This is a genomic window from Vibrio sp. YIC-376 (genome assembly GCF_052353105.1).
Classification (GTDB): domain Bacteria; phylum Pseudomonadota; class Gammaproteobacteria; order Enterobacterales; family Vibrionaceae; genus Vibrio.
Genome location: NZ_JBBWFK010000002.1, coordinates 500,214 through 522,155, shown reverse-complemented (window position 1 = coordinate 522,155; position 21,942 = coordinate 500,214). Strand labels below are relative to the sequence as shown.

Sequence of the window (21,942 nt, the reverse complement as noted above, 5' to 3'; positions counted from 1 at the left end):
ATGATGTAAATAACTCTAAAGCGAGTAAAGGCAATGGAAGCAAAACTAAGAGCAGTCGGACAGTTTCAGAAGATACAAGAAAAAAGCCGTGATCTGATGTCTCAACAGCTTGAATCTATGCGCCAGCAACATACTCTGACTCAGAGTAAGCTGGATCAACTTTCTCAACTGAGAAGTCTTACAGGGAGTTCAGTTCGTAATGCTCCCTGTTTGAACAGTGAAGCGCTGATGAATCTAAATCGAGTTGATCAGATGCTGCAAAAATTCATCGTCCATCAAGAACATGAACAGGCGGTTATGCAGGCCCAGTGCACGTCATTGCAGAAACAGCTTGAATATAAGCAGATGAAAGTAAAGGGGTTAGAGAAGGTACTTGAAAGCTGGCAAGCAGAGCAGAGAGTTGAAAAGCAACTGCTTGAAGACCATGCAACAGAAGAAATAGTGAATAGCCGCTTCCAAATGAAACTGTTCTAAGCTCTATTATCCTATGCCCACGAGAAGCGTTTACACGTCGACTGTGGGCATTAGATGGCTGATCGCTTTAAAACAGGCAAGGCACTACCATTTTTCAAAAATTCAGATAATACAGGGCTGTTTAATTACGGTTACGTTCCTTTGAGACCAAATGTTCATTAACGAAATCAATAAACACCCGTAAGCGCGCTGGCATGTATTTGGTTTGAGGGTACTGCATGGCAATAGCGCCGTGATAGTTACTCTTAATCATCCAGTCAGAAAGCACTTCTACCACTTCTCCACGCTCCAATGCTTCTTTAACCACAAAGTCGTGAAAGATTCCGATACCTAATCCGGCTTTGACGCCATTTAACCGCATTTGCGAGTGGTTGACGGCGTAACGGCCACTGACGGCGATGGAGTGAAACTCCTCTTCTTTAAAGAAGGACCAAATGTTGTCTTTGTCATTTTCTGCGAGGTAAATACAGTCGTGTTGCTCCAACTGGGTAGGATGCTCTGGCATGCCGTGCTCTGCCAGATAGTCTGGTGATGCGCAAAGCACAAGGTTGGTCTTACTGATTTCTTTCAATACCAGATTTTCATCGGGTTTATCGGTCAGCTTAAAGGCCACATCGATGCCTTCACGGAACAGGTCAATTTCACCATCAGCCGCGCGAAGTTTGAGCTGAATTTCTGGATATCGTTGTAAAAAAGGCAACACGAAAGGTTGAAGAACCGAGTTCAAAAACGCTTCTGGTGCGGCAACCGTTAGAGCACCGGTTGGCTCTGTATGATCTTCAGCGGAAAATTCCACCGCTTGTTGGGCGGCGTTGACCATCGCAATGCTCTGATCGTACACCTTCTGGCCTGCTTGAGTGATGAGCAGCTTACGTGTGGTACGTTCAAATAACTTCACGGAAAGAGCATGTTCTAATCGTGTGATCAACTTACTCAACGCAGAAGGGGTGACCCCAAGCTTTTTAGCGGCGGCGGTAAAACTGCCTTCGTTCACCACCAGGATAAATGAGGCGAGATCCGGAAGTAGGGCGATAAGTTTTGGATTAACCATATGTTTCGGTTCTGTGCGGCGTGATGATGGTATTTTCTGGTAGGACAGGGATTGGTTCAAGTGTGTCAGTCCCGCTTTAGCGATATTTTTGCAAGAAAAACATTGATAGCCCGCTTTGTTCTGAGAATAGAGCGCTTTCAGCCGATTAGAAAATCGCCATTTCTTCGTGTCAGGAACAAAACCAGAAGTTGTGAGAATTTTATGAGAATTTGATGAAGTTGCCGATAGATCTACTCGCCATGCTTAGAGGCAAGAACAGAAGACGTTCGAAAGGTATTTTGCCCAAGCAACCAGAAGACGATGTGTTAACGGGCTTGGGTATCACTCTTGTTAAAGGATGGACTCACAATGAAAAAACATACCCAACTTGGTCTCGCCATGGCTTCTGTCGCTCTGACGTTTGGCGCAGCATCGGTGAGCGCGGCAGAATTAGAAATTACCATAACCAACGCTACTAAAGGCATCTATTTTACGCCGCTGATCGTGGCTGCACATGGCTCCGATCTACATATGTTCAGAGTGGGTGAAGCCGCGGCGTCTGAGTTAGAAGCGATGGCTGAACAAGGTGACATTTCAGGTTTATCAAGCGTGATTGGTAACGCTGGGGGCACTGTAGTAGAAAATCCTGCAGGTGGCTTCCTTAATCCGGGTAGTGCAACCACCTTTACCTTCGACAGCGGCGATCACGATTACCTTTCTCTCAGTGCAATGCTGTTGCCGACCAATGATGGGTTTGTTGGTTTAGATAGCTGGGAAATTCCTACTGAAGCTGGCACTTATAAAGCGACATTGAACAGTTACGATGCAGGTACCGAAGCCAATGACGAGTTAGTGGCAAGCATACCCAACCCACCCTTTATTACTTTTGGAAGTGGCGGGTCGGGGGTTGAAACTATGGTCTCAAATGACAAAGTTCATGTTCATCCGGGTAATTTGGGTGACAGTGATCCGCTTGGTGGCATGAGTGATCTAGACAGTAGCAGCCACCGTTGGTTAAACCCCGTTGCTACCATCACCATCGTAGTGAAGTAAGGGGGGCGTATGAAATACAGAATCTTACTAGTGGCTGCATCAGTCGCTTTACTCGCAGGCTGTCATAATGATGATGACAACGACGAGATGACGTCATTCCGATATACGGTGAATGTGGCGAACCTAACCGCAAATCAGCCTATGTCTCCACTGGCGGTACTTACTCATAACAATGACTTCCGCTTGTTTGAAATTGGCCAAAGCGCTTCGGTAGCCTTAGAGCACTTAGCTGAAGGTGGTAGTAATGCCGAGTTGATTGCGATGATGAACAGCGACAGCAATGTTTATCAGGGTGTATCGGGAAATGGCTTGATACTTCCGGGGGCTTCCGACGAGGTGACAATAACGCTTAATCCAAATCGCATTGGTTTCTTGTCGGTGGCATCTATGTTGGTAAACACTAACGATGCCTTTGTTGGAGAGACCGGCTTGTCACTTAAATCGCTCGCTGTTGGTGAAAGCTACGAAATGAACATGAATGTGTGGGATTCCGGAACAGAGCTCAATGATGAACTTGCTGCGACGATTCCAGGCCCTGCTGGTGGCGGAGAAGGCTTCAATGCAGAGCGTAACGACAACGCTGATATGGTCGCTTTTCATGCTGGAATTATTAGCCGCGATGATGGGCTGACGAATTCTACTTTGTCTGCAAATCATCGATTTCTAAACCCGGGTGCGAAGGTAACGATCACGCGGATAGAATAAAAGCAGGTTCCGGCGGTTGCTTCTAGGATTTATTCTTATTCCGCCGCCGGAGCCTTTTTCTGAAAGAAAGTGTGGTTTGATCCGGTCATGTGCTGAATGAGACTTTTCATAGATAGGGAAAGTCATAGCTAGGGAAAGTCATTCGCAGGGAAAGGATCATGGCGCAGCAATCTATTAACCCAGCAATCAATTTGGCAGCGAACATTTTGCTGATAGAAGACGATAACGATTTAGCCGACCTGGTTCAAATGCACCTTAAGTTTCAAGGGCATTATGTCACGCGAGTCGTTAGCATCGAAAAGGGTAAAGCGGAGTATCAGCGACAGACTTTTGATCTGGTGATCCTCGATAGGGGATTGCCAGATGGTGATGGTTTAGAACTTTGCCATTACTTGCGTCAGCAGCAAGATTGGACACCAGTTCTAGTGCTGACCGCGAGAGACAGTGAAATGGACAAAGTCGATGGCTTAGAGGCAGATGTTGACGACTACATAACGAAACCCTTTAGTGTGCTGGAGTTTCAAGCTCGAGTCAGGAATGTGTTGCGCCGAGTTAATCAAACGACGGATAAAAAGACCAAACAGACGGAGACCGAAAACGTTTTGAATTTTGGCGCGTTAAAGATTGTGCCGGAGTTGCATCAGGTTTTACTCAACAATAAAGATGTTTCGCTGACGGCGACGGAGTTCTCGTTGTTACAGTTCCTCGCGACTCGTCCCGGTAGAGTCTATAGCAAAGATGAACTGCTTGATCATGTTTGGAATACCAATCACGCCGGATATCATCACACGGTTTGTAGCACCATTAATCGCTTACGCTCTAAGTTGATGCTCTCGGATTCCGAGCATCATTTTATCCAGACAGTTTGGGGTGTGGGTTACAAATTTCAGTCGCATCAATGAACCAGCTATTTACTACGATTGGTGTTATCCAGGAGACGGTAGGATGAGCTTTAAATCTCGTTTGGTGGTGTTTACCACGATATGGTTTTGTTTGGCAGCGGCTGCCATTGCGCTGACTTATAACTGGCAGAAAGAGACCATCGAACTTCGCACTCAGCAGAGTTTACACAAAGAACTCGCCAGCCATATGCGCGATGATAATCCGTTGATGATAGGGACAGATTACAACCCGAAAGCGCTAAAATCGATCTTCCATACTTTAATGTTGATTGGACCTGACTTCGAAATCTATTTTCTTGATAGCCAGGGAAATATCACCACACATGCCGCTCCGGACGGGACAGAATTGCTTGAGTCTGTGGATCTCGCTCCTATCAAGCAGTTTTTACGTGGTGACCCTTTTCCGATTTTAGGCGACGACCCGCGAAATCGGGATGAACATAAAGTGTTTTCCGTTGCGTCGATTAAAGAGCTTGGCTCAACGGTAGGTTATCTTTATGTGGTGATCGGTAGCTCCCGTCACACCGCGATTGCCAATGCACAAGTTGATACACCTTACCTCGCACTCGCCGGGCTGGTGTTACTCTCCATATTAGGCTTCGCATTCGGTGCTTATGTGTTGGTGAAGCGCAGTCTTCTTAATCCTATAGAGCGCGTGACCGATCAATTGCAACAGCAGGCGGAACATGATTTTCGTCTACATCCGGAGTTTACTCATCAGGTTCCAGAGTTAATACCCGTCGCTCATTCTTATCAATTGATGGCGAAGCACATCCAGCAGCAATTTTTACACCTTGAATATCAGTCTACTCACCGTCGTCAAAGTCTTGTGCAGTTAAGTCACGATTTAAAGACACCACTTTCAAGCGTATTGGGATATTTAGAAACGTGGCGATTACAACATCCTGAATCGGACCCTCTTATTGATGTAGCTTTTCGAAATGGAGAAAAACTTTCCAGGCAATTGCATGCGTTACTCGAAGAGGCAAAAAAAGAAGCCACACTACCAAGCTACGAATATCTTCCAGTCGATCTGGCTGAGTTAGTGACAGAGTGTGCTGAAACGATGCAAAGTCAATTTCAGCATAAGGAAGTTACGTTAAGTGTAGAAATGGAAGAGCAAATACAGACCATTGGAGATAAAGGGTTGCTGGAAAGGGTGCTGCTTAACTTGCTGGAAAATGCATTACGCCATAGTCCGTCAAGGTCGACCGTAGTTTGTCGAATAAATCTCAGTGATGACAGAGCAAGTGCCCACTTTACGCTTTCCAATCACATTGAATCAGAGTCTCACAAAGGCGCATTAGGTATTGGAACTAAAATTGTTCAGTCCATTTTAATGTTGCATCACAGTTACTTAGAGACTGATACAACGGCCTCACGATTTACCCAACGATTCACACTTCCCGCGGTATGAGAGAAGTGTGAATCAGCAAAGCGTTTGACTCCTGCCTAGTTGATCACACCACAAACAATGCGTGCGCCACCACCACCCAACATGGCAGGTTGATCGGAGTGGTTATCGCCACCTGCGTGAATCATCAAGGCTCTGTCTTTTAAGTCTGATAATTTCAGGCGTGGAGCCAAAACGGGTTGGTTGGCGTTTCCTTCCATGTCTGCATATAAGGCCGGTAGGTCCCCGAGATGATTATCTCCTGTCCAAGGATAACCGTGCTTGCCAGTATTGCCGGGATCGTAATGTCCGCCAGCACCACCTCCCAACACGGTTTTGCCATCTTTTTCAGCGCTATCGCATGATGGATTTACGTGTACATGGAAGCCGTGTAGTCCAGATGGGATTCCTGATAATTTAGGCGAAAATACAACACCATACTGACTTTCTGATAGTTCAATAGTTCCAACAGATTGATTGGTATTGAGGTCGGTCATCGTAATTGATTGTGCGGCTGCGGTAGGCACAACGGTTCCTAACAAAGCAACAGTTGCAGAAATACTCAGTAATCCTTTTAACATGGCTTACCCTTCCATTTTCGGTATTCAGATGATTGTGCCTCTAAAGCTCAATTCTCCAGTACAGAGGCATACTTTAGCTTCATGCTTTTCTGGCGACTGCTGTGTGGCCTGACAATAAGTCAATATCGGCACTTACTTAAGTGGCTTTATAAAACTTAGTACATTGGATGTTTTTTGATATGAGAATATTCAATAGTGCTTGCTAGATAAGAGTTAAGGCATTGAAAATTAAATAAAAAATAATCGTACAGAAATTTCTGGCAAGGCTGAGAATGTTTGAAATAAGAAAAATGACAAAAGTTTTACGTTAAAACATAGTCAATATAGCTAATATTTCAATATGAGCCAATGTGAATATCATATTGTATGTAAAATGTTGCTCATATCATTATTTTAGTTGAAAAAGTGGAACCAAAGTCACTTAATGGCAGAGAAAAAAATTAAACTCTGGTTTGAATAAGTAATAATGTTTTAGTAACAGATAGTTACGTGTTTAAGTTAACAATATGATGGCTAATTTCGACAAGGAATGAAAAAGATGGGCAACAAGGAATCTACTCTGACTGATCGCAGCCGCCGTAATTTTCTGAAAGGAGCAACGGGTGCCGTTGTTGCTGGTGTGAGTGCTTCCGCCTTTTCAGGCATAGCACAAGCGGGTGAGCAGAAAATTAACTGGAGCAGCCAAGGTCTAGGTAGTAAAAACGATAGACAATTTTGGCGTAAAGTACAAAAACAGTTCGTTTTAGACAAGAAAACTACGTACATGAACATCGGTACAACAGGTTCTATGCCGAAGCATGTACTGGAAAACTACGCAGACAATAACAAGCTGGTCGCAACATACCCATGGGATATGCAAGGCAAGTTTGGTTCTTGGCCACAGGTTACCAATATGGCTGCGGAAATTGCTGCGGGATTTGGCGCTGACGAGGACGAAATTGTCCTTAGCCGTAATACCACAGATGGCTTATGTACAATCATCAATGGTCTGCACTTTGAACCGGGTGATGTAATCTTAACAACGCACCATGAGCACGCTGCTGCGCTTTCTCCACTCAATGTTGCTAAAAATCGCTTTGGTGTAGATGTTGTTGAAATTCAACTTCCAGTATTTACCGGTACGGAAGATGTGTCTGAAGATGCATACGTTGAAGCATTTCGCGAAGCGATTGAAGCGCATGATAACGTACGTCTAATTGTTTTCTCTCACATCACTTACAAAACAGGCACGGCTTTACCTGCCAAAGCGATTTGTAAACTAGCGAATGATAACTACATCCCTACGATGATCGATGGTGCTCACACCATTGGTATGCTCGATCTTGATTTCCACGATTTAGACTGTGACTTTTATGCAGGATCTGGCCATAAATGGCAGTGTGGCGCTGGCGCAACTGGTATTTTATACGTACGAAAAGGTGAGCGTTTAAATGAGTATTGGGATCGTGAGAACCCACTTTGGTTGATTAACTCATCACTTTCTCATGCGAACATGAGCAAACAGATCCAGCTTCAGTACATTGGTAACGATAACTTCCCAGCGAAACAAGCGTTAACTGATAGCTGTAAAATGTGGGATGAGATTGGTCGAGACCGAATTGAAGAGCGTGTTCTTGCTTTAGGTAGTCTGTGTAAAGAGTTACTCGCTGAGGCTTTGCCAGATGCGAAAATCTTCTCGCCAAATGTAGAAGGTCTAAAGAGTGGTATCACGACGTTCAACCCATTTTATGATGTGAAGGACGGCGTTACTCTCACTGAGTTCCGAGATCGCTTGCGCGAGGAGTATGGCTACATCATTCGTACAACGGATTTTAAATTGTATAAAGATGATGAAGATGAGACTTACGCGCTTCGTATTTCCACTCACTTGTTCCATGATGAGCAAGATGTAGAAGGGCTAGTTCAAGCGATTACAGACTTGTACTATTCATTCTAAAGTTATTGTTTACCATATAAGCGTCCATTTTGGGCGCTTATATGGAATAAAAAGGTTAATTACTATGTCAGTCAATATACTTAAACGAACCATAACGGCGTTGGGGATAATGACAGCTATCGTTGTTTCGTCTTCAGCTTATTCGAATGATCTAAAAGAGATCCGTGAAAGTGGTGTATTACGTCATATCGGTGTCCCGTATGCCAATTTTGTCTCTTACATTGAACAAGGTGAAATAGATACGCTAACAGGGTTTGATGTCGACATAGTAAAAGGTTTCGCTGAGCAGTTAGGCGTCAGGTATGAATACGTACCTGCACAGTGGAGCGATATGGTCGGTAAGCTTATAGGCCAAAATGTCAAATATGAAGGCAAGAAAGCGGTGTTAGGTAAGGCCATGCCTATTGAAGGCGATTTGATTGCCAACGGTGTGACAATTCTTGACTGGAGAACAGAGGTTCTCGATTTTTCACAGGATTACTTTCCGTCTGGTGTCTGGTTAGTCTCCAGAACGGATTCCGCACTCTCACCGATTCAGCCAAGTGGTTCAATCGATGAGGATATTAGTACAGTTAAAAATCTGATTAATGGGCGAGAAGTACTGGCTCTGGAACATTCTTGCCTTGATCCTAACCTCTACGATTTGTATGACACCGGAGCAAAAGTCATTTTGCCGGATGGTGACCGTCTGCTTAACGAGATGGTTCCTGCAATCATGAAGAACGATGCTGAAAGTACTCTACTGGATGTGGCTGACACTCTGATAGCACTAGAAAAATGGCCAGGTGAAATCAAAGTTATTGGTCCGGTATCTGAAAATCAAAAAATGGCGGTTGCGTTTCGTAAAAATTCACCAGAATTACGTGAAGCATTTGATAAATATTTAGATTCTATTAAGAAAGATGGAACATACGAAAAACTCGTCAAAAAGTATTATCCATCTATTTACTACTTTTATAACGATTACTTCGTAGAAGACCATAAGAAAAATTAATGAAAAAGGCTGTTAAGAAAATATCCAGCAGAAAGATAATAACAATAAGTGCAATATTGGTGTCTGCTTATTTGGCTATGCTTATCGTTGTTACAAGTCTTGGTCAAAGTAAATTAAAAGAATCACAGTACAGAGAACTGGATTTAAAAGTAAAAAGTTATTCAAGTACACTCGATAATTTATTTACGGTTGTTAGTGAGGATATTAGTAATTTATCTGGTGATAGAACAGTTCAAACCTTTTTCGCAAACTTAGCTTCCGGAATGTCAATGGAATATGGATTGGGGGCAAGTTTAATTAATTTAAAGCATCGTTTAGGAAAGAAGGTTAACAGCAAACTAATCAATAATAATAATATTTACACTAAGATTATGCTCGTTGGCAGTGATGGAAAGACGATTGTGAGTACAGAGCCGGAAGTCTTAGACCGGTTAGATCCCAAGATGCTGAAGATTGATGCAGGGGATTCAGAAGAAGTTTACGCATATCAAAAAAATGGCTCCACTCTTATTACAGTGATAAAAAAAGTGGAATTTTCTGGCAAGCATGTTGCTTTTTTACTTGCTGATATCAATACAAATGTCGTTATTGAACAACTGACTAATCAAGAGCACGAAGATCGTTACAGTCGAATGGTGCTCAAAATTAAAGATGTCGAGATGGTAGTATGGGATTCTATTACTAAAAATTCGACTGAAAATAAAGATGATAATTATTCATCCCCTACAAACTTAGATAATAAAATATACTTTGAAGTGCCGGTGGAACAGCATCATTTCAAACTTATGGCTTGGTTTGAACCGCTAGATGAAAGTGATATTTATACTTCTCGTCTTTTTACTCTTGGTCTTAGTGTTCTGGCAATAATGATTGTTATTGGTCTTTGTTATGCGTTTGTCGCAAACAACAATAGAATTGAATTGAAGATAAAATTAGAAGAAGAAAAAAAGCGCAAGGATATTCTTTCTAAGCAAAACAAAAAATTAACCAATGAAATAGAGCGTCGCAAAGCGTCGGAAAAAGAACTCGAGTTTCAAGCCAAATACGACACGTTAACTAATTTACCTAATCGTAGCTACGGTTCAGAAAGGTTGGCGCTTGAATTGGTTCGTGCGGCCCGTAGTGGTTCCAAAGTACTAGTTATGTTCATCGATTTGGACCATTTCAAGCAGATTAATGATTCTATGGGGCATTTTGTTGGGGATGAAGTTCTCAAACTCAGTGCTCAGCGTTTGCATCGCGTCGCGAGAAAAACGGACTTGCTAGCCAGAATTGGTGGAGATGAGTTCTTATTGGTTGTCCCTGATCTGCCGGATACCGATACCGCTAAGCGTGTGGCTTCAAGTGTCTTATCAGCTTTTGATACTCCGTTAACTTGGCAAAATCATGAGTTTTTCATAACCAGTAGTGTTGGAATGTCGGTCTACCCTGATGATGGCGATAATGCTGAGCAATTACTGGCCTGTGCTGATATGGCGATGTACCGTGTGAAGCAGGATGGTCGTGATGCTTTCTGCTTCTACAATCAGAATATGAACCAAGATTTGCAACGTTATCTGGATTTAGAAAGTAGGCTCCGCAATGCTATTTCGACTCAATCGCTGGAACTGTACTATCAGCCCATTATTGAACTGAAAAGCGGTAAAATTGTCGGGGCGGAAGCTTTGATGCGTTGGCAGGATGAGAAATACGGCTTTGTTAATCCCGAAGAGTTCATTTCTATAGCTGAGAAAAATGGCTTGATCCACCAAGTGGGGGAGTTTGCTATTCAGCAAGCGTGTCATCAAGCAGCACAGTGGCAAGCTATTTCTCCTCTGTTTATGTCGGTAAACTTCTCTAGCGTACAATTCCGCTATTGTGAAAGATTACTGGAACTCATTAAGCAAAGTCTGATTGATTCTGGGCTGCCACCAGATAAGTTTGATGTCGAGGTCACGGAAAGCTTGCTCTTCAACCATGACCAGCAACTGTTAGACATGCTGGATAATTTGCGTGCTCTCGGAACTAAACTGACGATTGACGATTTTGGAACGGGCTACTCGGCATTAAGTTACTTGCAAAAATTCCCTTTCGATCGTTTAAAAATCGATCGCTCATTTATGCAGAACGTATTTGAAAACGACTCAGACCGCGAGTTGGTCAATGTTATTATCGCAATGGCAAAAGCATTGAATCTCAAAATCGTTGCCGAGGGAATTGAGGACCATCGCCATGTGGATTACCTCAATGATCTAAACTGTGAGTTTGGACAAGGTTTCTACTATAGCCGTCCAGTAGCTGCTGCGGAATTTGAGGCCTTACTAAAACAGCCACCTTGGCTATAAATCCTTTCAATACAAGATCATAGAAAAGCATTAATGATATTTGTGCCTCAAGTTCATTAATGCTTTTCCACCCCAAGGGATAATCGCTCTCCCTGCTTTGAATTACACTACAATTAATTGAAAAGTGATCGCCGGTGACGCCCGTCACATAAAGGCTAAACCAAATTCAAAACGAGTGAATACTCGCCAAAATAATCAAGAAGGAATTGCGAATGTCTTCTGCATTTTACCAACAGATTAAGCAGCAAATTGAAGAAGTGAAGGCTGAAGGTCTTTACAAAGCAGAGCGTATTATCACGTCTCAACAGCAAGCGGCTGTTAAAATCTCTTCCGGCGAAGAAGTACTGAACTTCTGTGCAAACAACTACCTAGGCCTAGCTAACCACCCAGCGCTTATCGAAGCGGGTAAAGCGGGTATGGACGAGCATGGTTTTGGTATGGCGTCAGTACGTTTTATCTGTGGTACTCAAGACATTCACAAGGAGTTAGAGCAGAAGCTTTCTAAGTTCCTGGGCAAAGAAGATACAATTCTTTACACGTCATGTTTTGATGCAAACGCAGGTCTGTTCGAAACGATTCTTGATAAAGAAGACGCAATCATCTCAGATGCGCTAAACCATGCTTCTATTATCGATGGCGTTCGTCTGTGTAAAGCGATGCGCTTCCGTTACTCAAACAACAACATGGAAGAGCTAGAGCAACAATTAATCGCGGCAAAAGAAGCGGGTGCACGTCACATTCTTATCGTAACAGACGGTGTGTTCTCAATGGACGGTGTAGTTGCAAACCTTCCAGCTATCTGTGACCTTGCAGAGAAATATGGCGCATTGACAATGGTTGATGACTCTCACGCTGTTGGTTTCATGGGTAAAACAGGTGCTGGTACGCATGAGTACCACGACGTTGTTGACCGTATCGACATTATTACAGGCACGCTTGGTAAAGCATTGGGCGGTGCTTCAGGCGGTTACACATCTGGTAAGAAGGAAGTGATCGATTGGCTACGTCAACGTTCTCGTCCATACCTATTCTCAAACTCTGTAGCACCAGCAATCGTGAATGCGTCTATTCGAGTTCTAGACCTGCTAGAAGAGAGTGGAGACTTACGTGACCGTTTATGGGAAAACGCAGCGCACTTCCGTGCACGTATGGAAGCGGCAGGTTTCACAATGGGTGGTGCTGACCATGCGATCATTCCAATCATGCTAGGTGATGCAAAAGTAGCCGCTGAGTTTGCTGAGCGTGCTCTTGAGAAAGGCATCTACGTAATCGGCTTCTCATTCCCGGTTGTACCAAAAGGTCAGGCGCGTATTCGTACACAAATGTCTGCGGCACACAGTCGTGAGCAGCTAGATCGTGCGATTGACGCGTTTATCCAAGTCGGTAAGGACATGGGTATTATTTAAGATTTCTAGGTCCTGGGACCTGGATTCTAGGACCTTTATTTTAGGTTACATTATGAAAATTAAAGCATTATCAAAGCTAAAGCCTGAAGAAGGTATTTGGATGACTGAAGTGGACAAGCCTGAAATTGGCCACAATGACATCCTGATCAAGATTAAGAAGACCGCAATTTGTGGTACAGATGTTCATATCTACAACTGGGATGAATGGTCACAAAAAACCATTCCAGTACCTATGGTTGTGGGTCACGAATACGTGGGTGAAGTTGTTGCGATTGGCCAGGAAGTTCGTGGCTTTGAAATTGGTGACCGCGTATCTGGCGAAGGTCACATCACTTGTGGTCACTGCCGTAACTGTCGTGGCGGCCGTACGCACCTATGTCGTAACACTATTGGTGTAGGCGTAAACCGTGAAGGTGCGTTCGCAGAATATCTGGTTATCCCAGCGTTCAATGCGTTCAAGATCCCAGATGGAATTTCTGACGATCTAGCGTCTATCTTTGACCCGTTTGGCAACGCAGTACACACAGCGCTTTCATTCGACTTGGTTGGTGAAGATGTACTGATCACTGGCGCAGGCCCGATCGGTATCATGGCAGCAGCAGTTGCAAAACACGTTGGTGCTCGCCACGTAGTGATCACGGACGTTAACGAATACCGTCTGGATCTTGCTCGTAAGATGGGTGTTACCCGTGCAGTGAACGTAGCGGAACAGACGCTAGAAGACGTGATGGCAGAACTAGGCATGACTGAAGGATTTGACGTAGGCCTGGAAATGTCTGGTAACCCAGCGGCATTCAACTCAATGCTAAAAACGATGAACCACGGTGGCCGTATTGCGCTACTAGGTATTCCACCATCAGACATGGGTATCGATTGGAACCAAGTGATCTTCAAAGGTCTGGTGATCAAAGGTATCTACGGTCGTGAAATGTTCGAAACTTGGTACAAGATGGCTTCATTGATTCAATCTGGCCTAGATTTGACGCCAATTATCACGCACCACTTCAAAGTTGATGACTTCCAAAAAGGCTTCGACGCTATGCGTAGCGGGGCTTCCGGTAAAGTTATCCTTGATTGGGAATAAGATTCTAAGCGCTCCGAAAGGGGCGCTTTTTCTTTTGGAACAATATGTATGCATATACAGTAAAGTGGAAAATATAGCCCCATTTAGCCCCCCCCCCCCCAAAAAAAAACATTTAGCCTTCAAACGAAAGTCCTAAAAAGCCCCAAGAATTCTTACCTCATTTTTGCCCCTAAACGTTTTTAGTATTGTCGCCGTGGCATCATTTTTCCTCGAATATTTGACCTAATTTGCCTAATGTTAAAGCGTGAACGAGACATTATTGACCATTACATTGTTGGCCATTTACAACTTAATAGGCTGTTGCATGGAGGGGAAAATGAAGACAATGACTATCGAATGGCAGCGTTTGGTTGATAGCGATGGACAAACGTGCGAGCGGTGTTCTTGTACTGGTGACGCAACAGATGTTGCATGCGGCAAACTTAAGCGCTGTATGGCAGAAGTTGGTATCGAAGTGCTCATGGAAAAGCGTTCTATCAGCCAAACAGTTTTCGAGGAAAATCCACTAGAATCTAACAAGATTTTGATCGATGGTCGAACCATCGAAGAATGGGTCGGTGCTGCTACAGGACAAAATACTTGTTGTGGTCCTTGTGGCGATAATGAATGCCGGACCATTAATATTGGAAACCAGACGTATGAAGCAGTTCCCGAGAAAATGATTCTTCGCGCGGGATTCCTAGCCGCTGCTGAGAAGTTGAAATAACTACCCAAATGGATCCCACATGCTTGATATCAATCAGCTACAACTAATGTGTTTGACATGGTTGCGTAACGCATATCTGCTCCGTTCTTTCTTGGATCAGTATTCTTAGCTTGAATGACAGTAATCATTTTGGCTAAATTATTCTCATGTATTTGGTAAAAAACACATCGATATTAAAGACCTTTAAATTTGCTATGTGATAGTCTGAATCTGGCTAGCTTTCTTGTACTTTAATAGGGTTGAACAATGAGTTCGTCGATAATTGATATCGGCTCTAACTAAATTAGAGCCGATATCGAGGCTTAACTATTCTTATCGATTATTCAACATCAATATCTATTATAGAGTCATCGATTATCCCCAAAGACCCTGGTGATGTTTGGGCTACAACAATTTCTTCACCTACATCAAATGATATTGGTGACGTATTAGATATGTCAGATGAGTTTGATATGTAAACATTATATGTGCCTGGTTCAATGATCCACGCATTTGAACTAGGGTCAAAGCTAGCGAGCTCAAAAGACGAAACATTGAATGTCAGAGTCTCAGATTTTCCCGGGGCCAACTCAGATGTTTTGGCAAAAGCTTTTAACTCAATAGTTGGCTTCTTCAATTTAACTTCTGGAGCGGTTACATATACCTGCGCTACTTCTTTCCCTGAAACATTGCCTGTATTGGTCACTGTTGCAGAGATTGTCAGATGCCCTGAATATCCATCACTCAAATCATTATTACTTATTGAAGCAGAATCTATCGTAAAGGTCGTATATGAAAGGCCGTATCCAAATGGGTAAGATACATCTACACCTTTGGAAGAGTAGTAACGATAGCCAACGTAAATACCTTCGTTGTAGTAAATCTTATCTACTTCTCCATCATTATCTTCATCGATGCCAGGGAAAGAAGCAGAGTTTGGAACATCGGTATAACTTTTAGGGAACGTTTGAGCCAATTTACCACTTGGGTTTACATCTCCGGAAAGCAAGTCTGCGACTTGATAGCCCATTTCTTGTCCACCCATATAAGCGATTAGAATCGAATCTACTTTATCACTCCATCTGGACGTATCGATAACTCCATTATTGTTAATAACAACAACTACTTTCTTACCTTGCTCGTGAAATGCTGATGAAACTTGAGTAATCATATCCATTTCATCTGTAGTAAGATAATAGTCCCCTTCGGTAGCAGTTCGATCAGCCCCTTCACCTGCCTGGCGGCTTACAGATATAACAGCGATGTCATCAACCAACGCAGATTCAGATACTAAAGTTTCAAGTTCACTATTACCGGAAACAGGAGCTTCATCGATTTCGTAATAGGCCAATGGACCCCAGCTATCATTGTGGGCAATTTTATTGGAGTCAAAATAAGTTTGATACCACGCTTTCAAATCTTCGTTTACGGTAAATCGTTCTGAAAGCCCCGTTGCTATATCGATAGTGTATTTTGACAATACATTGCCGCTGCCTAATCCACCTTTATAGGTAGCATTTTGAGCTACTCCAAACATCGCTACGCTTTGTGTATCACTATTGATTGGCAAAGCGCTCTCATTTTTTACAAGTACCATACCTTCGGCACCCGCACGGCGAGCAATTTCTATGCTCTGCTCAGAATTGGGTACGCCGCTATAATCGTAGTCATTGTAAGATAACGTTTTTTGCGCTTGAGTTAGAATTCTTACTACATTTTCATCGAGTGTACTTTCATCTAAATCACCGTTTTCAATAGAAGCTTGGAGTGCTTCTTTTATATGGTCGCCTCCAGCCATGACCAGATCGTTACCAGCGTTCATGAGTCTCGCTGGAGAATCTGTGTCATTGTTTACGTCATCTGCCCCCCAGTCGGTCATGACAAATCCGTTAAAGCCCCATTCTCCACGCAGCATGTCAGTAATTGCATCTTTGCGGTGGCCGACGTAAGAACCATTCACTTTGTTATAGCTAGACATAATTGACCATGGTTGAGACTCATCTATCGCGATTCTGAATCCCTTTAGATATATTTCTCGCAGTGTCCGTGGAGTAGCAATAGTATCTACGTATAAACGATTACTTTCAGACTCATTACCAAAGAAGTGCTTTAGTGTTGCGCCAACACCTTGAGATTGAACCCCATTAACGATAGCGGCTGCCATTTTTCCCGAAACAATAGGATCTTCTGAAAAGTATTCAAAGTTTCTTCCTGCCAGCGGATTCCGTTGAATGTTCATTCCTGGAGTAAGAAGAAAATCAGTGCCAAGCTCTTTTGCTTCATCACCTAAAGATTTAGCAAGCTCCTCTACTAAAGCTACGTCCCAGGTTGACGCTAGTAATGACCCAATAGGAAATGCGGTGGCATAGGAATCTGACAATTCTTCATCAACGAGATAAGGGGCGGATTTTACTCCTGCAGGACCGTCAGAAAGTTTTACTGCGGGTAAATCGAGTTCTTCGTTCAATACGCCATTGATAGTACCTACTGATCCCCACGCACTTCTTTTTAAGTTAATTGGATTAGCAGAAAGCCCAATGTCTGATCCCGATACAACGTCTATTTTTTCACTTAGTGTCATATGAGATAGGTAGTCCATGGCAATACTTTTGTAATAGGCATCACCAGTAAGTTCTGTTTTATCCGCACTGGAGTCATTACATCCGAGCATTAGACCGCTAATAGCGATAATTACAGCAATCGAACATTTATGCTTTGTGAATAAGGGTGTTATGTTCATGTGAACTCCTACAATGTAACCGAACTAAGCGCTTACATACGTTTTGTGAAATACAAAAATAAATCTATTGGGGGGTAATGTGGGTATCTTATATGGTTAAATATAAAGTGGAAAATTCTAATAATATATCCATGCTCTACATTTCACCTCTAAAATACGGCATTTATAATACATAGTATCGAGTGAAGGTTTTTTTCATTTAAGGACAGTTTTTTACCTTTAAACAACAGTAGGCTCGTTGTTTGAATAAGATCACAATCTCAAGTTACGTTGTGTTGTCCATTTTTATCACTAGTGATATTGTTAATTTTTGCCTTAATGTATTATTCAAAAATGACTTTTGTTCCTTATTTTTTATGCAAACAAATTATATGCAAATCAATGGGTGATAACTTAACTTACCATGATGTTGTTGAACTTCTTGATTTTAAAAATGATTTGATTTACAGGAAAAACAATAGGGTTCCAATTTTAGAATATTATGATTTAATTTATAGAGCCGAAAGGTTAGGGTTTAATATCTTAAGAATATACGATAGAAAAGAAGATGTTTTATTTAACTTTTCAAGCGTATTTCCACAGTTCGGACTAGTGTGTTTGAATAGTGAGAGTTTGATAACTGCAATTAAATACTATTTATTGATTAGTGGAGGAAGTGAACATAATAGTAGTAAGTTAATATGGTTAAATAATAATGAAATAGAAATAATTTTTTTACCTCCAAATGAGGATTTGAGAAGTAGTATTTATTTACCATTAGGAAATATGATTATCCTCATGGAGTTGGTCCGATTTTACATCCCTAATCCTAATGATTATAAAATAACAATGAACTTTGTATCGGGAAGTCAACCATCATTTGAAAGAGAAATAACTCGAGATTTAAAATGTGAAGTGAATTTTAATAAACCCAAAACATCAATAATTGTAAATTCACTTGGCTTGAATGATAATTTTAAAAACTATAATCCAGGTCTGTCCCAAGTTAAGGATAGGTGTAACCTAAAACCATTCATAACTCAAGACGTGGATATTTATCAAGACGTTGATTTTATCGAGAGTATATCAGTTATTATTCGTGGTTTTTATCATTCTAATCCTGATGGAAAGTGTTCAATTGAATATGTAGCCTCTCAAATAAACATCCCTGTGTGGACTTTACAGAGACAACTATCAAAAATTAAAAGAACATATAGCGAAATACTAAACAATGTTTTGTTAGAGTTATCAATGAGTCATTTATATGAGAGTAAGTATTCTATAAGGTATATTTCAGAGTTGTTAGGGTTTTCATCTCAAGCGTCTTTCACAAGGTTTTTTAAGTCAATGACAGGGATTACACCATTGGTTTATAGAAAAGAATGTAATGGCTGATTATGTATAGAGGTTAATATATTCTAAGGTTATATGAATATAAATAAAATTATTATATCCATTATCGTTGGTGTTGCGACCTCAATAATACCGCCTGTTTTATTAACCTATGGTGTGGGTCAATTTAATATCATACGTATTGTTGGAGAAGAACTCGCTCATTTTTGGTTTCCAATTTCATTAGGAATTGTTAGTTTATCTATATGTATATTAAATCCTATTGGAGGCTATTTATTTGATAAATATAATTCAAATGTATTTAATAGTAGAAAATTGATTCTAATAGGGAGTGTGACAGGATTCTTATCCATGTTCTTTCTGTCATATTCTAATAATATAATTATACTAATAACATTTTGGGTGTTGTCTAATTTTTCATATGGTCTAGTATCATTGTTATACTTTGTACTGATACCAAAAATGTTCAAATCTAATAGCTTTGGAAAAGTATCTGGATTAACCGGAAGTCTAATACCACTAGTTGTAATGGCCATTAGTATAATTATTATGGGAGGATTTTCTAGTATATCCATAGAAAACAAGATACTCCTAATTGCTTCGATACAACTAGTTTGTAATTTGGCTATTTGTAGGTTTGTTGATTTAGAATGTATAGGTGGTATGTCTGTTAATAACAGGCACAAAGAGGGAGATTATTTTCAATATTTCTATCCTAAATTTTCTCTGTATCCAAATTTTACTTGGACTTTATTGAGTAGATTTTGTATTCATATTGTAACTTCTGGCTTGAGTATGATGACGCTATTTTACATAGTTAGATTTAACCTGACAGAAGATAAAGTTTTTGAGTTACAAGCGATTACGTCGTTAGGTGTTATTTTAATGATAGCTTCTGGAATACTGTGTGGTTACTTATCTGATAAAAAGAGAGTAAAGAAACCTTTCATTGTTTTCTCCTCCATTAGTATAGCCATTTGCATGTTCTGCTACTCTTACTCTGAATCGATAATATATGTGATTATTATTTCATTTTTTTATCAATTCTTTTGGGGAATTTTTAATTCAGTAGACCTAGCTTTAGTTAATCAAGTATTACCTTCTAAGAATAATTATGCAAAAGATATTGCTATAATGAATACGACTAATAATATAGCAAAATCTTTAGTCAGCTTTATCACACCTACAATTTTATATTTGGGTACAGTATGGATGGAAGATGATGGTTATACACTGTTTTTCTTAATAATGGCGATTTTTTCTATTCTGTCAGCTGTGTTTGTTAGTAAGGTTAATGAAAAATAAGCTATTTCTGATATAGTGATACACTTAATTGATTCTCTATCAAACATCCGGAATATACAAAGAGTAGTATCAAGAAACTATCTACATCCTCGATGAGATTTATTGTTATGTATATGGGATTATAGGGTCAGGTCTTGAACTTTGCCTATCGAAATTTCCGATACTTGAGCTAATCCATTTTTTGCTAATTTAGCAAAGTCACTGATGACCAAAAGTGAGCTACAAAAGGTCACTTAACCTTCTGTAGCTCCCTCTAAACCCTATCCGACTCTTTTTATTAGATTCTATCAACCACTTCCCGTACACCTTGGCAACCATCGTGATGTCTGAGTGGCCCATCTGTTGAGCTAGGTAACTGACATTGACGTTCGCGTGGGTGATTGCCCAGCTGGCGTACGTGTGTCTAAGTCGGTATTGATTCCGGAATGGTATGTCACCCTTTTTGCAAAGGTCAGCCCAGATTCTTACTAACGCGTGTTTTCCATAATAGTCGTAGTCGCTTCCTTTTTGTTGGCGAACGGCTTTAGGGTTGAACACGAAACGGAGCTTTTCTGTTTGGTAAGCATCTCCTGGCAATTCGACTTCATGCTCATTCTCTGGATACAAGTGGGTGAGGTGGCGCTGCGCTTTTAATGCTTTCAGCGATGTACTTAAGAAAACCAAACCCATTCGATGGGAGGTAAGGCTTCGGATATGTTTTCCTTCCTGCTATGTAATGAACATAATCAAGAACTGCACTGCGATATGGACAGCTGGGAACGCCAGCTCGGCGATCAGCTATGGCATGTGAAAGAGACGATCAGTAAAACACTGGAGGTTGGGGCGATTGGGTAAACTATGTTATTCGATAAGAATTGGCTGCTAGCGCAGCCAAAGGAATGTTATTACCTAATGATAGGTAGAAGGCTCAAATGTGTTATGTCATTGCTGAATTTTATTTTCTAGTTTAATCAACATGTCCGCAATATTATCTAGTTGCTTATCATGTGCTTCCGCGTTTCTTATGCCCGCATCACGTAAGTTTTCAAGGTTCTCTGGTGTTGCATTATCAAGAGCTGGATCAGCCCCATACAACTCTGGCTGAATTCTGTAATACTTGGAGTTTTTTACGGTGGAAGATATTTGCTTTAAGTAGTATTCAGTCATTTGTGGACCACCTTCTAAGGCGATGTCAATAGATGGTTTTGCCCAGCCTAAAGGCCCCCAATCCTTAACTTCTGAATAGGTGTAGCCTTGTAATCGTTTTCCTGTACCTAGAGATAGAATAACCATATCCTTAATTCCAGATACACCGTCAAATTTAATTGCCTCTGAATAAGCACATAAGGCAGGGTCATTGGCTACCATGCCTCCATCGACGAGTATAAACTTTTGCTTCAACGGAGGTAGCGAGTATATTCGCGCTGCTTCAAAATATGTTGGCGCGGCAGTACTTCCCCTCAAAAGATCTCGAACCAAGAAATCTCTATTTTTTTCTATCGCAGTATGTTGTTTAAATATTCTCGGCAGCCGTCGGGTTACATCATAAGAAACGAAACAGGTTGGTTTTAACAACTCACTAAGTTTTGTTTCTCCAAAGGCTTCACTTAATACTCTCTCAAGTTCCTTTGCCGAGTATTTTTCATCACGTCCTCCCCTCAGCGTAGCAATAGACCTCCAAAATCCAACGTCAAAGATTTCATCTCCATCTTCGAGATAAAAGTTGACGGCTTCCTCTGCTGAAAATTTTGGCCTACCGCCATTCTTCCCATCGGGACAAACATATGCAGCACCTAAAATTGCCCCTGTACTTGTACCAGCGACCATATCGAAATAATCACCTATTCTGGCATTGGGATTGCCTGTTTTTTTTTGCAATTTACGTTCGAGCGCGACTAATATCTGGCCAGGCAGTATTCCTCTAATTCCGCCTCCGTCGATTGATAAGATTCTCATGACCATTGCCAACCTCCTTTGCTGTATTTTATAGCGGCTGTCACAGATAGTTTGAAAAATAAC

At 41.5% G+C, this 21,942-nt stretch carries 18 protein-coding genes and 1 pseudogene; 14 read left to right on the top strand and 5 right to left on the bottom strand.

Going from position 1 to position 21,942, the window contains the following annotated elements; translation table 11 throughout:
- Positions 1-33 precede the first annotated feature (33 nt).
- Complete coding sequence (gene fliJ, locus WJM94_RS06605; protein WP_444493442.1) at positions 34-474, top strand: flagellar export protein FliJ; 441 nt, start codon at positions 34-36, stop codon at positions 472-474.
- Between the two features lie 121 nt (positions 475-595).
- Here fliJ and WJM94_RS06600 read toward each other — a convergent pair whose 3' ends face one another.
- A complete protein-coding gene (locus WJM94_RS06600) occupies positions 596-1,525 on the bottom strand; it encodes a LysR family transcriptional regulator (protein WP_444493441.1) in 930 nt (309 codons plus the stop codon).
- 348 nt (positions 1,526-1,873) lie between these two features.
- Here WJM94_RS06600 and WJM94_RS06595 point away from each other — a divergent pair, with 348 nt between their 5' ends.
- The 4 genes from WJM94_RS06595 (at position 1,874) to WJM94_RS06580 (ending at position 5,581) form a co-directional block, all read left to right on the top strand.
- Positions 1,874-2,557 carry a spondin domain-containing protein gene (locus WJM94_RS06595; protein WP_444493440.1) on the top strand — a complete coding sequence of 228 codons (684 nt, stop codon included), beginning with the start codon at positions 1,874-1,876 and terminating at the stop codon, positions 2,555-2,557.
- A gap of 9 nt (positions 2,558-2,566) precedes the next feature.
- Positions 2,567-3,262, top strand: coding sequence for a spondin domain-containing protein (locus WJM94_RS06590; RefSeq protein ID WP_444493439.1), 696 nt, complete (start codon positions 2,567-2,569; stop codon positions 3,260-3,262).
- A gap of 158 nt (positions 3,263-3,420) precedes the next feature.
- On the top strand, positions 3,421-4,164 hold the full coding sequence (locus tag WJM94_RS06585; RefSeq protein WP_444493438.1) for a response regulator transcription factor: 744 nt from the start codon (positions 3,421-3,423) through the stop codon (positions 4,162-4,164).
- A gap of 43 nt (positions 4,165-4,207) precedes the next feature.
- Positions 4,208-5,581 carry a sensor histidine kinase gene (locus WJM94_RS06580; RefSeq protein WP_444493437.1) on the top strand — a complete coding sequence of 458 codons (1,374 nt, stop codon included), beginning with the start codon at positions 4,208-4,210 and terminating at the stop codon, positions 5,579-5,581.
- 35 nt (positions 5,582-5,616) lie between these two features.
- Here the strand turns inward: WJM94_RS06580 and sodC are convergent, their stop codons facing one another.
- Entirely contained in the window at positions 5,617-6,138 is a 522-nt protein-coding gene (sodC, locus tag WJM94_RS06575) for a superoxide dismutase [Cu-Zn] SodC (protein ID WP_444493436.1), read from the bottom strand.
- A gap of 538 nt (positions 6,139-6,676) precedes the next feature.
- Between sodC and WJM94_RS06570 the strand changes: the two genes are divergently transcribed.
- The 6 genes from WJM94_RS06570 to WJM94_RS06545 all read left to right on the top strand — a co-directional run bounded on the left by WJM94_RS06570 (position 6,677) and on the right by WJM94_RS06545 (position 14,588).
- Complete coding sequence (locus tag WJM94_RS06570; RefSeq protein WP_444493435.1) at positions 6,677-8,074, top strand: aminotransferase class V-fold PLP-dependent enzyme; 1,398 nt, start codon at positions 6,677-6,679, stop codon at positions 8,072-8,074.
- 64 nt (positions 8,075-8,138) lie between these two features.
- A complete protein-coding gene (locus WJM94_RS06565) occupies positions 8,139-9,068 on the top strand; it encodes a transporter substrate-binding domain-containing protein (protein WP_444493434.1) in 930 nt (309 codons plus the stop codon).
- Positions 9,068-11,392 (top strand): putative bifunctional diguanylate cyclase/phosphodiesterase, encoded by a 2,325-nt coding sequence (locus WJM94_RS06560; RefSeq protein WP_444493433.1) that lies wholly within the window; start codon positions 9,068-9,070, stop codon positions 11,390-11,392. The genes WJM94_RS06565 and WJM94_RS06560 overlap by 1 nt, the downstream gene beginning before the upstream one ends.
- A 212-nt stretch (positions 11,393-11,604) precedes the next feature.
- Complete coding sequence (locus WJM94_RS06555) at positions 11,605-12,798, top strand: glycine C-acetyltransferase (RefSeq protein WP_444493432.1); 1,194 nt, start codon at positions 11,605-11,607, stop codon at positions 12,796-12,798.
- Between the two features lie 52 nt (positions 12,799-12,850).
- Positions 12,851-13,882: an L-threonine 3-dehydrogenase gene (gene tdh, locus WJM94_RS06550; protein WP_444493431.1), complete on the top strand. Its 1,032-nt coding sequence runs from the start codon at positions 12,851-12,853 to the stop codon at positions 13,880-13,882.
- A gap of 316 nt (positions 13,883-14,198) precedes the next feature.
- A complete protein-coding gene (locus WJM94_RS06545) occupies positions 14,199-14,588 on the top strand; it encodes a DUF2703 domain-containing protein (protein ID WP_444493430.1) in 390 nt (129 codons plus the stop codon).
- Positions 14,589-14,907: 319 nt separating this feature from the next.
- Here the strand turns inward: WJM94_RS06545 and WJM94_RS06540 are convergent, their stop codons facing one another.
- Complete coding sequence (locus WJM94_RS06540; protein ID WP_444493429.1) at positions 14,908-17,307, bottom strand: glycoside hydrolase family 3 N-terminal domain-containing protein; 2,400 nt, start codon at positions 17,305-17,307, stop codon at positions 14,908-14,910.
- Positions 17,308-17,688: 381 nt separating this feature from the next.
- Between WJM94_RS06540 and WJM94_RS06535 the strand changes: the two genes are divergently transcribed.
- Positions 17,689-18,681 (top strand): helix-turn-helix domain-containing protein, encoded by a 993-nt coding sequence (locus WJM94_RS06535; protein WP_444493428.1) that lies wholly within the window; start codon positions 17,689-17,691, stop codon positions 18,679-18,681.
- A gap of 33 nt (positions 18,682-18,714) precedes the next feature.
- Complete coding sequence (locus tag WJM94_RS06530; RefSeq protein WP_444493427.1) at positions 18,715-19,944, top strand: MFS transporter; 1,230 nt, start codon at positions 18,715-18,717, stop codon at positions 19,942-19,944.
- A gap of 270 nt (positions 19,945-20,214) precedes the next feature.
- Here the strand turns inward: WJM94_RS06530 and WJM94_RS06525 are convergent.
- Positions 20,215-20,325 (bottom strand): annotated as a pseudogene (locus tag WJM94_RS06525) (integrase); the annotation flags it as partial.
- A gap of 291 nt (positions 20,326-20,616) precedes the next feature.
- Between WJM94_RS06525 and WJM94_RS06520 the strand changes: the two are divergent.
- Positions 20,617-20,778: a DUF968 domain-containing protein gene (locus WJM94_RS06520; protein ID WP_444493426.1), complete on the top strand. Its 162-nt coding sequence runs from the start codon at positions 20,617-20,619 to the stop codon at positions 20,776-20,778.
- 87 nt (positions 20,779-20,865) lie between these two features.
- Here WJM94_RS06520 and WJM94_RS06515 read toward each other — a convergent pair whose 3' ends face one another.
- Positions 20,866-21,885, bottom strand: coding sequence for a patatin-like phospholipase family protein (locus WJM94_RS06515; protein WP_444493425.1), 1,020 nt, complete (start codon positions 21,883-21,885; stop codon positions 20,866-20,868).
- Between the last annotated feature and the right edge of the window lie 57 nt (positions 21,886-21,942).